Genomic DNA, 14,531 nt, shown 5'->3' on the forward strand with positions numbered 1-14,531 from the left:
GGCTGACGGCGGATGGCGCCGGTAGCGGAGCGGAACCATGACGATGCGTACTTGGGTGGTGGCGGCGGCGATCGCGGTGGCGGCGGCGGGCACGGTGCATGCGCCGCCGGCGCAGGCGCGCGGCTATGTGGATGTGAGCGTGCGGGTGGCGCCGCCACCGGTGCGTTACGAGCGGGTACGGGTGCGGCCCGGCTATGTGTGGGCGCCGGGCTATTGGCGCTGGACCGGGCGCCAGCACGTCTGGGTCGGCGGGCACTACGTGCGGGTGCGGCCGGGCTATGCCTATGTCGCGCCGCGCTGGTACCGGCACGGGCCGGGCTGGCGCTTCAACGACGGCCACTGGGCGCGGCGCTGAATCCGTCGCGGGCGTTGCGAAACCGTAACGCCCGCGGCGTCTGCCCAGCGACGTGCGCCTCGGTTACGCTCCGGCGATGACCGACGATCCCGAACTCACCCGCCTGCGGCTGGATGCCGAGCGCGGTTCGCCGCAAGCCCTGTACCACCTGGCGACCGCGCTGGTGGTGCGCCAGCGCCTGGACGAAGCCTGCATGCTGCACCGGCGCGCGGCCGAGGCCGGGCTGGCGAACGCGCAGATCGAGTACGCGCGCATGCTGATGTTCGGGGTGGGCACCGAGCCCGACCCAGAACACGCGGTGGAATGGCTGCTGCGCGCGGAATCGGCGGGCAGCCCGATCGCGGGATATTTCCTGGCCCTGATCGCCCTGGGCGGCAGGGCCCTGCCGCACGATGGGCGCAGCAACGAACGCCTGCTGGCGGCGATCCAGGCCGACTATCCGCCGGCCTTGCGAGCGGCCGCGATCCACTTCGGCCGGCGCGCCAACGAGCGCGACCAGACCCTGTGCCTGCAGTTGCTGGAACGCGGCGCGGGGCGCGGCGACGTGGTCGCCGCGCGATTGCTGGCCGAGCGCCTGGCGCGCGGCGAAGGCTGCCCGGCGCAACCGCGCGCGGCGCAGGAAATCCTGCAGCAGTTGGCCGCGCATGGGGTGACCCGTTTGCCGGCCAGTACGCCGCCGCAGCCGACGATGCGGGCGCAGATCGTGCCGGGCACGCTGGCCCTGGAGGAGGCGCTGCAACCCGTCGCGATCACCCCGCGCGCGTCGGCGCCGCGCGTGGCCACGGTCGACGGCCTGCTGTCGGCGGACGAATGCCGATTGCTGATTGCGACCGCGCAGCCTTCGCTGCAGCGTTCGCAAACCATCCATCCGGACACCGGCGCGCCGATGCCGCACGAGCAGCGCACCAGCAGCGACTCGGCGCTGGACCCTATCGTCGAGGACTTGGCGCTGCGCGTGGTGCAGCTGCGCATGGCGCACGCGGCCGGGGTGGCGCTGCCGCAGGCCGAGCACCTGACCGTGCTGCGCTACGCGCCCGGCGAGGAGTACCGCCCGCATCGCGACTACCGCCCGCCGGGCTCGCTGGAGCGCGACCGGCCCGAGGCGGGCAACCGGCTGCGCACGATCTGCGTCTACCTCAACGCGGTCGAGGCCGGCGGCGAGACCGAGTTCCCGGTCGCCGGGCTGCGGGTCGCACCGCTGCCGGGGCGCGCGGTGATCTTCGACAACCTGCACGCGGACGGGCGGCCGGATACGGATTCGCTGCACGCGGGTTTGCCGGTGCAGCGCGGGGAGAAATGGTTGGCGACGCTGTGGCTGCGCGAGCGGCCGTATCGGTTGTTTTGAGGGGCGGTTCGATATTCGGTATTCGGCAATGCCTGCGCGCGTACTGCTTTGGGGTAGGAGCGGCGTGAGCCGCGACAGGGTTCCCGAGCTGGCGCCGTTGTTGCGATACCGCGATCGCGGCTTACGCCGCTCCCACAGAAGGCAGGGAGCTGCGCCGAGGCAGGACTGTCGCGGACTCCGTGACTGCCGCGCGCTTCTTGTGGGAGCGGCGTGAGCCGCGATTCGGTAGCCGCGGGGGCGTGGCGCTGGCACGTACGGTAGCGCGGTCGCGGCGTGTGCCGCTCCTACAGTGAGCGACCGCAAGGCGCTTCGGCTTTGGGGTAGGAGCGGCGTGAGCCGCGACGGGGTTCCCGAGCTGGCGCCGTTGTTGCGATGACGCGATCGCGGCTCACGCCGCTCCCACAGAAGGCAGGGCGCTGCGCCGAGGCAGGACTGTCGCGGACTCCGTGACTGCCGCGCACTTCTTGTGGGAGCGGCGTGAGCCGCGATTCGGTAGCCACGGGGGCGTGGCGCCGGCGCGTGCGGTGGCGCGGTCGCGGCTTGCGCCGCTGCTACAGGGTGCGGTTGCGGAGGATGCTGCCGGGCTGGCCGGAGGCGCATTCATCTTCGCGCCGGACCGGGGCCGGTTCTGGCGGTTGGGCACGCATACGTAGCCGTATCCCCCGATTGCTTTAGACTGTCGCCCCTGCGGCGCCGGTAGCGCGGGCTCCGCGCAGGCGAATTCCTTCTTTTTCACCGACTTACCAGACATTCCTGGCGTTAAGCGCAACGCGCGATCCACGCCGTTTCGGAGCACCCGATGATTTTCGAAACCCTCGACACCTTCGGCCATGAGCAGGTCGTGTTCTGCCACAACAAGGACGCCGGCCTGAAGGCCATCATCGCGATCCATAACACGGTGCTGGGCCCGGCCCTGGGCGGCCTGCGCATGTGGCCGTACAAGACCGAGCAGGACGCGCTCAACGACGTGCTGCGTCTGAGCCGCGGCATGACCTACAAGAACGCGGTCGCGGGCCTGAACATCGGCGGCGGCAAGGCGGTGATCATCGGCGACCCGGCCGCCGACAAGTCCGAGGCGCTGTTCCGCGCGTTCGGCAAGTTCGTCGATTCGCTGGGCGGCCGCTACATCACCGCCGAGGACGTCGGCATCGACGTCAACGACATGGAATACGTCTACCGCGAGACCGAGTACGTGACCGGCGTGCATCAGGTCCACGGCGGTTCAGGCGACCCCTCGCCGTTCACCGCCTACGGCACTCTGCAGGGTCTGATGGCGGCGCTGAACAAGCGCTTCGGCGACGAGGAAGTGGGCAAGTACAGCTACGCCGTGCAGGGCCTGGGCCACGTCGGCATGGAGTTCGTGAAGCTGCTGAAGGAACGCGGCGCCAAGATCTTCGTCACCGACATCAACAAGGGCCTGGTCGACAAGGCCGTGAGCGAGTACGGCGCCGAAGCGGTGGGCCTGGACGAGATCTACGACGTCAACGCCGACGTCTACTCGCCGTGCGCGCTGGGCGGCACCATCAACGAGCAGACCCTGCCCCGCCTGAAGGCCAAGATCATCTGCGGCGCGGCCAACAACCAGTTGGCCAACAACGCGATCGGCGACGAAGTGTCCAAGCGCGGCATCCTGTACGCGCCGGACTACGCGGTGAACGCGGGCGGCGTGATGAACGTGGCGCTGGAACTCGACGGCTACAACCGCGAGCGCGCCATGCGCATGATGCGCACGATCTATCACAACCTCGGCCGCATCTTCGAAATCGCCGAGCGCGACGCGATCCCGACCTACAAGGCCGCCGACCGCCTCGCCGAGGAGCGGATCGAAGCGATCGGCAAGCTCAAGCTGCCGATGGGCCGCACGGCCCCGAGCTTCCGGGGTCGAATCCGCGGCGGCCACTAAGCGATTCGACGACGACGGGGCCGCAAGGCCCCGTCGCTGTTTGTGCGCCCATACACACATTTTGTGCAACCAGATCAGATCGACAGGAGTTCCGATGCGTCCGTTCCCCCTGGGTGAAGAGATCGATGCGCTGCGCGAGGCCGTGCGCCGCTTCGCCGAAGCCGAAATCGCGCCGCGCGCCACGCAGATCGACCACGACAACGCCTTCCCGCAGGACCTGTGGCCCAAGCTGGGCGAGATGGGCCTGCTGGGCATGACCGTGCCGGGCGAGTACGGCGGCAGCGAGATGGGCTACCTGGCCCACCTGGTCGCGATGGAAGAGATTTCGCGCGCATCCGGTTCGATCGGCCTGTCCTACGGCGCGCACTCCAACCTGTGCGTGTCCAATCTGTACGCCAACGCCAACGAGGCGCAGCGCCAGAAGTACCTGCCCAAGCTGTGCACGGGCGAGTGGAAGGGCGCGCTGGCGATGAGCGAGCCGGGCGCCGGTTCCGACGTGGTCGGCTCGATGAGCTGCCGCGCCGAACTCAAGGGCGAGGTCTGGGTCGCCAACGGCAACAAGATGTGGATCACCAACGGCCCCGAGGCCGACGTGCTGATCGTCTACATGCGCACCGCCGGCAAGGACAGCGGCAGCCGCTGCATGACCGCCTTCATCGTCGAGAAGGGCATGCCGGGCTTCAGCACCGCGCAAAAGCTGGACAAGCTGGGCATGCGCGGCTCCAACACCTGCGAGCTGGTGTTCGAGAACTGCGAGATCCCGGTCGCCAACGTGCTGGGCGAGGTCAACCAGGGCGTCAAGGTGCTGATGAGCGGTTTGAACACCGAGCGCCTGGTGCTCAGCGGCGGTCCGCTGGGCCTGATGCAGGCGGCGATGGACAGCGCCCTGCCCTACGTGCGCGAGCGCAAGCAGTTCGACGCGGCGATCGGCACCTTCGGCCTGATGCAGGGCAAGATCGCCGACATGTACACCGCGCTGCAGTCCAGCCGCGCCTTCGCCTATCAGGTCGCGCGCGATTTCGACGCCGGCCACAAGAGCCGCGTGGATGCGGCCTCGTGCCTGCTGCACGCGTCCGACAGCGCGGTGCAGGTGGCGCTGGAAGCGATCCAGACCCTGGGCGGCAACGGCTACATCAACGAATACCCGACCGGCCGCATCCTGCGCGACGCCAAGCTGTACGCGATCGGCGCGGGCACCAACGAGATCCGCCGCATGTTGATCGGGCGCGAGTTGTTCGACGGCAAGTCGTGAGGTAGATCGCGCCCGCTTCGGGATACCGGAGTGGGCGTGGGGTACGGTGGCCGCGGCGGTGCGATTCGCTTGCCGCGGCTTCGATGCATTGCGCTGCCCGCTTTCTGTGGGGGCTGCTGTGTGTGGGAGCGGCGTCCCACTGGGATTTCCTTCGGCCATAAGGCGCGATCGCGCAAGCGTCGGAATCGCGGCGACAACCACACCTGAGCAATCGCGGCTTACGCCGCTCCCACAGGAAGCTGGGGGCGCATGGTTGCGCCGGTGTGTGTGGTTTCGCGGTCGCGGCTTACGCCGCTCTTACAGGGAGCGGTTGCGAAGGGCGCTTAGCTTTGGGTAGGAGCGGCGTGAGCCGCGACTGGCCTCCGAGCTCGCGCTGTAGTCGAGTAACGCGGTCGCGGCTTGAGCCGCCCCTACCCCGAGACCTCAGGCCAGCCCGGCGGGGCACCCGGACGCTGCCAGGGCCGGCGCATTCGGGCGCAGTTACCTTCGTGGGCGTTTCGTTGGCGTACACCAAGCTGAGCGGGATTGCGAAGATTTCGTTAGTCCGCTCTCAGCGATCCCTGCGACGCAATCCACAGTTTTGATGCCCCGCTCAGCCCGTCCCGGGCCGGACTTCGACCCGCCCGAACCCGGCCCTTTCCGGCATTTGCGGCAGTGCAGCATCGGGTCGCATAATCGGAAAGTTCCGGCCGCCGCGCCGGCCGCACTATTTCGGAGTCCGCCATGAGCGACATCGTCATCGTCGGTGCCAAGCGCACCGCCATCGGTTCCTTCCTCGGCCAATTCACCGGCGTCCCTACCCCGACCCTGGGCAGCGCCGCGATCTCGGCCGCGCTCGAGCAGGCCGGCGTGGCCGCCGACCAGGTCGACGAGGTGATCATGGGCTGCGTGCTGCCCGCCGGCCTCGGCCAGGCGCCGGCGCGCCAGGCCGCCCTGGGCGCCAACCTGCCGACCGCGGCAGGCTGTACCACCATCAACAAGGTCTGCGGTTCGGGCATGAAGGCGATCATGCTGGGCCACGACCTGATCAAGGCCGGCTCGGCCACGGTCGTGGTGGCCGGCGGCATGGAGTCGATGACCAATGCCCCGCACCTGCTGAATAACTCGCGCACCGGCATCCGCTACGGCAGCGCCGAGATGCTCGACCACATGGCCTGGGACGGCCTGACCAACCCCTACGACGGCAAGGCCATGGGCGTGTTCGGCGACGCCACCTGCGCCGAATACGGCTACGACCGCGCCGCGATCGACGCCTACTCCGAAGAAAGCGTGAAGCGCGCCCAGGCCGCGATCGCCAGCGGTGCCTTCAAGGACGAGATCGTCCCGGTCACCGTCAAGGGCCGCAAGGGCGATGTCGTGGTCGACAGCGACGAAGAGCCGGGCAAGATCGACGTCAGCAAGATCCCGGGCCTGCGCCCGGCGTTCGGCAAGGACGGCGTGCTCACCGCCGCCGCGTCCTCGAAGATTTCCGACGGCGCGGCCGCCGCGGTGCTGATGTCGGCCGACCAGGCCGCCGCGCGCGGGCTCAAGCCGCTGGCCCGCATCGTCGCCCACGCCGGCCACGCCCAGGCCCCGGAATGGTTCACCACCGCTCCGGTGAAAGCGATTTCAAACGTGCTCGAGAAGGCCGGCTGGACGGTCGCCGATGTCGACCTGTTCGAGGTCAATGAAGCGTTTTCCGTGGTCGCCATGGCCCCCATGAAGGACCTTGGGATCCCGCACGAGAAGCTCAACGTCAACGGCGGCGCGGTGGCCCTGGGCCACCCGATCGGCGCCAGCGGCGCGCGTTTGGTGGTCACCCTGCTGAACGCCCTGCGCGCCCGCGGCGGCAAGCGCGGCGTGGCCTCGCTGTGCATCGGTGGCGGCGAAGCGACCGCGATCGCGGTCGAGCTCCTGTAAAAAGTTAAAAACGCGTTGTGCAAAAAAAACCGGCCAGCCGCTTGACACGCGTCACTGGCTTGTCATCATGTTATCGGCGCGCAACTGCGCGTTGCCTAACTAATCGACGAGGAAACCGAATCATGACTTTCAACAAGGCGCTGCTCGCCCTGGCTCTGGGCCTGGCCCTGGCCGCTTGCTCGAACCAGAAGCAGGCTGATGAAGCTGCTGCTGATGCCGCCGCTGCTTCGACCGAAGCCCAGGCCACCGCCGACGCCGCTGCCGCCACCGGCGACACCGCCGCTGCCGACGCTGCTCAGGCTGCTGCCGACACGGCCGCTACCGCTGCCGACGCCGCTGCCACCTCGGCCGACGCGACCGCCGCTGCCGCTACCCCGGCCGCTGCTGACGCCGCTGCCGACGCCGCTGGCAAGGCTGCTGACGCTGCCGCCGACGCCGCTTCGGCCGCGACCAACGCGACCGACGCTGCTAAGGAAGAGCCGAAGAAGTAATGCCCTCCTCGGTTCGCTAGAACCGATCGGGTACGCAAGTCAGGAAGAGCCGCCGGTTTACCGGCGGCTTTTCCGTAGCTGAAACAGTGGTCAGTGAACGATAGAACCGGCACAGCCCGGGTCGCTGCGCGCACTGGCGTTGCCTGATGTACGTCCGCGCTTACACAGATAATCCTTCAGACAACTCCTCCGGAGACAACCATGAACACCAAGCTCCACGTCCTCCTCGCCGTCGCCGTCCTGGCTCTGTCGGCTTGCACCAACAACACCGACGCTGCGAAGGACGAGGCCGCTCAGGCCGCGACCGCAGCCGAGCAGGCTGGCGACGCCGCCGCCCAGGCCGCTGACGCTGCCGGCACCGCCGTCGCCGAAGGCGCCGACGCCGCTGCTGCCGCCACCGGCGAAGCCGCTGCCGAAGCCGGCGCTGCCGTGAACAACGCTGCTGACGCCGCTGGCGCCGCTGCCGCGAACGCCGCTGCCGGCGCCGCCGCTGCGACCGCCGACGCCGCCAACGCCACCGCCGACGCCGCTCAGAAGGTCGCCGACAAGGCCGACGCTGCTGCGACCGAAGCGAAGGCCGAAGCGAAGAAGTAATTCGCTGCTAGCCCGCAACACCGAGAGGCCCGCGCAAGCGGGCCTTTCTTTTTGTGCCATGCGTATGCGCAGCCCCGCTCCGTACGCCGGCGCCCGGTCGCGCGCCGGCGAAAGCGTCATTGGCCGGCGCCTACGCTTTGTGGTTTGATGCCGCGTCTTTCGAACAGCCCGCATCGATGCCCGCGATCACCTCCCAGCTCGACCCGCGCTCGCAGGATTTCCGCGACAACGCGGCCTATCACCAGGCCCTGGTCGAGGAACTCGACGCCCGCCTCGCCCGCGCCGCCCACGGCGGCGGCGACAAGGCCCGCGACAAGCACACCGAACGCGGCAAGCTGCTCGCGCGCGACCGCATCGCCGCGCTGCTGGATCCGGGCTCGCCGTTCCTGGAGATCGCGCCGCTGGCCGCCGAGGGCATGTACGACGGCGCCGCGCCGGCCGCGGGCATGGTCGCCGGCATCGGCCGGGTCCAGGGCCAGGAAGTGGTGATCGTGGCCAACGACGCCACGGTCAAGGGCGGCACCTACTTCCCGATGACGGTGAAGAAGCACCTGCGCGCGCAGGAAGTGGCGCGCGAGAACCGCCTGCCCTGCATCTACCTGGTCGACTCCGGCGGCGCCTTCCTGCCGCTGCAGGACGAGGTGTTTCCGGACAAGGAGCACTTCGGCCGCATCTTCTACAACCAGGCCCGGCTGAGCGCGGAAAACATCCCGCAGATCGCCGTGGTCATGGGCAGCTGCACCGCCGGCGGCGCCTACGTGCCGGCGATGTGCGACGAGTCGATCATCGTCAAGGAACAGGGCACGATCTTTCTGGGCGGCCCGCCGCTGGTGAAAGCCGCGACCGGCGAAGTCGTCGACGCCGAGGCCTTGGGCGGCGCCGAGGTCCACACCAGCGTGTCCGGCGTGGCCGACCACTTCGCCCAGGACGACCGCCACGCGCTGCAGATCGCGCGCGAGATCGTCGGCAACCTCAACCGCCGCAAGACCCTGCCGGTGGCCGTGCAGCCCGCGCGCGAGCCGCTGTACGCGGCGCAGGAGCTGTACGGCATCGTACCCAAGGACACCCGCCGCCCGTTCGACATCCGCGAGGTGATCGCGCGCATCGTCGACGGCAGCGACCTGCACGAGTTCAAGGCGCGCTACGCCAAGACCCTGGTCACCGGCTTCGCCCATGTCCACGGCTACCCGGTCGGCATCGTCGCCAACAACGGCATCCTGTTCGCCGAGAGCGCGCTCAAGGGCGCGCACTTCATCGAGCTGTGCAACCAGCGCGGCATCCCGCTGGTGTTCCTGCAGAACATCACCGGCTTCATGGTCGGCAAGAAGTACGAGAACGCGGGCATCGCCAAGGACGGGGCCAAGATGGTCACCGCGGTGGCCTGCTCGCACGTGCCCAAGTTCACGGTGGTGATCGGCGGCAGCTTCGGCGCCGGCAACTACGCCATGTGCGGCCGCGCCTATGGGGCGCGCTTCCTGTGGATGTGGCCGAACGCGCGCATCAGCGTCATGGGCGGCGAACAGGCCGCCTCGGTGCTGGCCACGGTGCGCCGCGACGGCATCGAGGCCGCCGGTAAGGTGTGGACGCCGGACGAGGAAGAAGCCTTCAAGGCGCCGATCCGCGAGCAGTACGAATCGCAGGGCAACCCCTACTACGCCAGCGCGCGCCTGTGGGACGACGGCATCATCGACCCGGCCGACACCCGGCGCGTGCTCGGCCTGGGCCTGTCGGCCAGCCTCAACGCGCCGATCGAGGACCGCACGCGCTTCGGCGTGTTCCGGATGTAAGCCGTAGGGCCGAGGGGATACTCCGGCGGCGCCTGCGCGCGCCGTCCGCTATCCGTGCGCCCTACCCGCCTCCGCACGGCGAGCCACCGCCTTGCCGCAGAACCGCCCGGCCGCGCCCGCGCGCGCCGCCGAGCCGCCCCGCGGCAGGGTATCTTCCCGAGCTGCGCGCAGATGCGCCGCCGTGGGCGCCCGCGCCCGACCAACGCGACGTCCACGCACTGCCTCATTCCGACCCACCCACGCACATCCCTGACTATGATCGTCGGCATCGACCTCGGCACCACCCATTCCCTGATCGGCAGCTACGGTCCGGACGGCCCGCGCCTGATCCCGAACGCCCTCGGCGAGCTGCTGACGCCGTCGGTGGTCAGCGTGGACGACGACGGCGCCATCATCGTCGGCCGCGCCGCCCAGGAGCGCATGGTCTCGCACCCGCAGCGCAGCGTCGGCGCGTTCAAGCGCTGGATGGGCACCGACCGTCGCACCGCGCTGGGCAAGCACGCGTTCCGGCCCGAGGAACTGTCGGCGCTGATCCTGAAGTCGCTGCTGGCCGACGCCGAGGCCCAGCTGGGCCGCAAGATCGAGGAGGCGGTGATCAGCGTGCCGGCCTACTTCTCCGACAGCCAGCGCAAGGCCACGCGTATCGCCGGCGAGTTGGCCGGAATCCGGGTCGAACGCCTGATCAACGAACCCACCGCGGCCGCGCTGGCCTACGGCCTGCAGCAGCGCAGCGAGGGCCGCTACCTGGTGTTCGACCTCGGCGGCGGCACCTTCGACGTCTCGATCCTGGAAATGTACGACGGGGTGATGGAGGTCCACGCCAGCGCCGGCGACAACTTCCTCGGAGGCGAGGACTTCTCGCGTTGCATGCGCGATGCCTTCCTGCGCGACAACGAACTGAATCTGGACAGTCTGTCCCTGGCCGAACTGGCGCAGTTGGAGCGCCGCCTGGAGCTGGCCAAGCGCGAGCTGGCGCACGGCCAGCCGGCCGAGGTCGAGCTGGTGTTGCACGGCCTGGCGCGGCGCTGGCGCATGGACGAGCACGCCTTCGCCCAGCTCTGCGACCCGTTGGTGCAGCGCCTGCGCGCGCCGCTGGAGCGCGCCATGCGCGACGCCAAGCTGCGTCCGGACCAGCTCGACGAGATCGTGCTGGTCGGCGGCGCCTCGCGCATGCCGCTGGCCGCGCGCCTGGTCTCGCGCATGTTCGGGCGCCTGCCGCTGCGCCATGTCAATCCGGACGAGGCCATCGCGATGGGCGCCTGCGTGGCGGCTGGCATGAAGGCGCGCGACGAATCGCTGGAGGAGATCATCCTCACCGACGTCTGCCCGCATACCCTGGGCGTGAACACCTCCGAGGAAACCGGCAACGGCCAGCTCGCCAACGGCATCTTCTCGCCGATCATCCACCGCAACAGCACGGTGCCGGTGAGCCGGGTCGAGCGCTACTACCCGTTGCGCGACGGCCAGCGCCAGGTCGAGTTCGAGATCTACCAGGGCGAGAGCCCACGGGTGGAGAACAACGTGCGCCTGGGCAGCGTCGCCATCGACATTCCGCCCAAGCGTCGCAACGAGAACCCGGTCGACATCCGCTTCACCTACGACATCAACGGCCTGCTGCAGGTCGAAGCCACCGCGCTGTCGACCGGCCTGACCCGTGAAGTGGTGCTGGAAAAGAACCCTGGCGTGCTCAGCCCCGACGAGATCCGCGCGCGCCTGGCGGTGTTGGAGGCGCTGAAGGTGCACCCGCGCGACCAGCAGGAGAACATCGCCCTGATCGCGCGCGCCGAGCGCTTGTACGAGGAACTGTTATGGGCGCGCGAGCAATTGCAGAGCGCGCTGGTGCAATTTCGCGGCGTGCTCGACGGCCAGGATGTACGCGTCATCGCCGATCACCGCGGCCAGCTAAGCGTGTTCCTGGATCAGATCGAGGCCCAGGGCCACGCATGAATCCGTTCGAAGTGCTGGGGCTCGACGAGCAGGCCGACGCGCGAGAGATCAAGCGGGCCTACGCGGCCGCTGTGCGCGTGACGCGCCCCGATCAGGACCCGGAACAGTTCCAACGGGTGAACGAAGCCTATCGGGCCGCGCTGGAACTGCAGCAGCAGCGCGGCGACGTACGCGGCGCGCATGCGCTGCCCGTCGGCGCGGTGCGCACGGGCTGGAGCAGCGGCCCGATCTCGATCGACCCGACCCAGGCGTCGCCGGCCGCCACGACGGCGACGCTGGCCGAATCGGTGTCGCTCGCTCAGATGGTGGTCGCGGTGTTCGAGGCGGCGTCGACGCAGCCCGCAGCGACGTTCGCGCAATGGTTGCAGCGATACACGCCGCTGTACTCCCTGCAGCGTAAAACCGACGTCGCGATCGCCCTGGTCCGAAAGCTGGTCCTGCAAGCCGACTCGGCGCTGTCGCCCGCCGCTCTGGATGCGATCGCGGACTTCTTCGACCTCGGCAGCGTCGGGAATTATCCGGCGCCGGTGCAGTCCGCCTTCCAATCGCTGCGTCTGTTCGCGCACTTCGATTACGAGCGCTTCCAGGCCGAGCTGATCGCGCAATCCCGGGATCAATCGCTGTACCGAGTACATGCCTGGCTGCGTTCGCAGCATGCCTTGAACGACCGTGGCGTCAGGGACTACGTCGGCCAGCGCCTGCACGTTTGGTTATGGCTCGACGATACCCCTTACCTCTCCTCGCCGATCCTGGATCTGCTCGGTTCCTTGTTCGGCTATGAAGACTCCACGCAGTTACAGGCACGCAGTACGGCGCGTTGGAGCATCGAGAGCGAAAACACCGGGCACCTGGGCGAGAATGCCAAATGGCCGATTCGCCAACTCAAGCGCCGCTTCGGCCTGCCGCGCGCGCTCGCGATCGCCGTGATACCGGAGTGGTCGCGCCGGGTCGCGCGACTGGCCCATCGTCTGAGTCAACGTTATGGGGAACGACCATCGCAATTGAATGCCGCTCAGTGCGAATTCTTCCTTCAAGTCGCGCGCAAGAGCTATTTCGGACGCTGGCGTTGGGTCGTCGCCGCTTTGCGCGCGATCGTGCCGGCCCTGGGCGTCCTACTGTTGGGCAGGCTGTTGCTCGGCGAATATCCGCTGGACGCCGGTCTTTGGTTCCTTAGCATCGGCGCGATCGTAGGCGCGACGACGATAGGTTTCGACGCCATCAACGCCTGGCGCGACCGCCGCCAGGCGGCGCGGCAGGCGGCCGCAGCGCCGACACCGGCACGCTGAGCGGCCACCGATATGCACGTCGACCCGTTCGCCGCACTGGGCTTGGATCGCGACGCCGACGAACGCGCGATCAAGCGCGCGTATGCGCGGCGCCTACGCACGACCCGGCCAGATGAAGACCCGGTCGGCTTCCAGCGCCTCAACGAGGCGTACCAACACTGTCTGGCGTTCGCAACGGCGTCGTTGGAATGCGAAGACGAAGACAACGACGAGGAACTCGTCGAAGAGCCCACCGTCGACGCCAGCGTCTTCACCGCCACACTGAGCCACGACGCGCTTCTGGCCGCTACCGGCGAGCCGCCTGCGCAACCGCAGACGGACCATGAACCCGGGGACTCGGACCGCTTCGACGCGCAGGCCTTCCTCGCCGAATTGGTGCGGCGCACGCGGCAAGACTCCGCGCGCAGCCTGGAGCGCTGGCTGCGCGAATTGCCGGCGCTGTACGCGCTCGACCTCAAGGCGGCGCTACGCCTGCCGGTGGCGCTGGAGATGTCCCAGGCCGATCCGCCCCCGCGCGCCGCCAACGCGCGCGCCGTGGTGGCGTTCTTCGGCCTGGACACGGTATCGCCCAGCGACGGCTGGCTGTACGCGCAGGCGGCATATGTGCTGCGGCGCGCGCAAGCCGTGGAGGACTACGATTACGAGATCGCACGTCTACGCAGCGAGCACACGACCTCGGTCGATCGCCTCTTGGTGCGCGAGCTCGAAGGCCCGGCCCATTGGCTGCGACGCGCGTTCATCGCGCTGATCCCTGGCCTGCCATCGCGCACGCTGGCCTGGTGGCGTCATCTGTCCGACTTGGGCGCCGAACTCGCGGAAGAGCGCCTGGATCCAAAGGCGGTCTCGTTCTGGCAGGCCGCGACCGACCGCACGCGCCTGGATTGGCGCCGCGCGCTGATCGGGTGCGTGCGGGCCGCGTTGTACTGCATGTCGCTGGTAAGCCTGGTCGCGATGTTGCGGGGCGACCGCGATTTCCTGGGCTTGGCCTTGCGCGAAAGCGGCATCGTCGCCGCGATCTGGTTGTTGTGGATATCGGGCGATGTCGGCGTGCGCAGGCTGGCAGCGGCGATCGAACGGCGCACTCCTTGGGACGGGCCGTTGACGCTGGCGCTGCCCAGCCTGGCCGCAGCCCTGTCTCTGCAATCGGCGCAGCCGGAAGTCTCGATGCTGCTATCGGGCATGGCCTTGATCGGCTGGACCAGCGCACGCACGCCGGCAACGCGACGCGCGATGGTGCTCGCCGGCCTGTTCTGCGGCGTGGCCGTGCTGCCCACGCTGGGCACGACCGACCATCCCGCCATAGCGGTCGCAATGGGCGCTGCGATCCCGATCGCGACCGATGTCCTGTATGCGGCGCTGCGCCGCATCCCCCTGCGCGAAGTCCGCAGCCGCTCGGCCTGGTTGTGGCCGCTGTTTGGCCTGGCATTGGCCACGCTGATGGCGACTTCCATCTACGCGCCTTGAGTGCCTTGCGCGATGGGGCAGTCGCGCTCGCCCTATTCATCGTCCTGAAAAATTTCTGAACCATTCTGGCCTCGCACCGGATGCAACGCTGCGGCGCGAAGCATGCAAATCCGCGTTGTTGTTGGTCGTGCGCAATCGACGGCGAAACTGAATCCGCGATGTGCGTTTTCGCTATGCGGATTGGTGAGGCGCATCACATCGGTCGCGT

General features: G+C 68.8%; 11 protein-coding genes. All 11 read left to right on the forward strand.

Features of this window, described 5'->3' with window-relative positions:
- Window positions 1-37 precede the first annotated feature (37 nt).
- The 11 genes from ASE43_RS15865 (at window position 38) to ASE43_RS22385 (ending at window position 14,323) form a co-directional block, all read left to right on the forward strand.
- Window positions 38-355, forward strand: a complete 318-nt coding sequence (locus tag ASE43_RS15865) for a YXWGXW repeat-containing protein (RefSeq protein ID WP_057161170.1) — start codon at window positions 38-40, stop codon at window positions 353-355.
- Between the two features lie 76 nt (window positions 356-431).
- Entirely contained in the window at window positions 432-1,700 is a 1,269-nt protein-coding gene (locus ASE43_RS15870) for a 2OG-Fe(II) oxygenase (RefSeq protein WP_057161171.1), read from the forward strand.
- A gap of 799 nt (window positions 1,701-2,499) precedes the next feature.
- The gene (locus ASE43_RS15875) at window positions 2,500-3,603 is read left to right on the forward strand and encodes a Glu/Leu/Phe/Val dehydrogenase dimerization domain-containing protein (RefSeq protein ID WP_057161172.1); all 1,104 of its coding nucleotides are present in this window, start codon (window positions 2,500-2,502) and stop codon (window positions 3,601-3,603) included.
- A 94-nt stretch (window positions 3,604-3,697) separates the two neighbouring features.
- The gene (locus tag ASE43_RS15880) at window positions 3,698-4,855 is read left to right on the forward strand and encodes an isovaleryl-CoA dehydrogenase (RefSeq protein ID WP_057161173.1); all 1,158 of its coding nucleotides are present in this window, start codon (window positions 3,698-3,700) and stop codon (window positions 4,853-4,855) included.
- A gap of 723 nt (window positions 4,856-5,578) precedes the next feature.
- Window positions 5,579-6,754, forward strand: coding sequence for a thiolase family protein (locus ASE43_RS15885; protein ID WP_057161174.1), 1,176 nt, complete (start codon window positions 5,579-5,581; stop codon window positions 6,752-6,754).
- A 122-nt stretch (window positions 6,755-6,876) separates the two neighbouring features.
- The gene (locus tag ASE43_RS15890) at window positions 6,877-7,245 is read left to right on the forward strand and encodes a hypothetical protein (RefSeq protein ID WP_057161175.1); all 369 of its coding nucleotides are present in this window, start codon (window positions 6,877-6,879) and stop codon (window positions 7,243-7,245) included.
- Between the two features lie 201 nt (window positions 7,246-7,446).
- Window positions 7,447-7,839, forward strand: a complete 393-nt coding sequence (locus ASE43_RS15895) for a hypothetical protein (protein ID WP_056173905.1) — start codon at window positions 7,447-7,449, stop codon at window positions 7,837-7,839.
- Window positions 7,840-8,015: 176 nt separating this feature from the next.
- Window positions 8,016-9,626 (forward strand): carboxyl transferase domain-containing protein, encoded by a 1,611-nt coding sequence (locus tag ASE43_RS15900; protein ID WP_056173902.1) that lies wholly within the window; start codon window positions 8,016-8,018, stop codon window positions 9,624-9,626.
- A gap of 255 nt (window positions 9,627-9,881) precedes the next feature.
- Complete coding sequence (locus ASE43_RS15905) at window positions 9,882-11,573, forward strand: molecular chaperone HscC (RefSeq protein WP_057161176.1); 1,692 nt, start codon at window positions 9,882-9,884, stop codon at window positions 11,571-11,573.
- Window positions 11,570-12,859: a J domain-containing protein gene (locus tag ASE43_RS15910; protein ID WP_057161177.1), complete on the forward strand. Its 1,290-nt coding sequence runs from the start codon at window positions 11,570-11,572 to the stop codon at window positions 12,857-12,859. Before ASE43_RS15905 ends, ASE43_RS15910 begins: the two co-directional genes overlap by 4 nt.
- Window positions 12,860-12,871: 12 nt before the next feature.
- The gene (locus ASE43_RS22385) at window positions 12,872-14,323 is read left to right on the forward strand and encodes a hypothetical protein (RefSeq protein ID WP_057161178.1); all 1,452 of its coding nucleotides are present in this window, start codon (window positions 12,872-12,874) and stop codon (window positions 14,321-14,323) included.
- The last annotated feature ends 208 nt before the right edge of the window (window positions 14,324-14,531 follow it).

Origin of the sequence: Lysobacter sp. Root983 (genome assembly GCF_001429345.1) — a bacterium.
Lineage (GTDB): Bacteria > Pseudomonadota > Gammaproteobacteria > Xanthomonadales > Xanthomonadaceae > Lysobacter.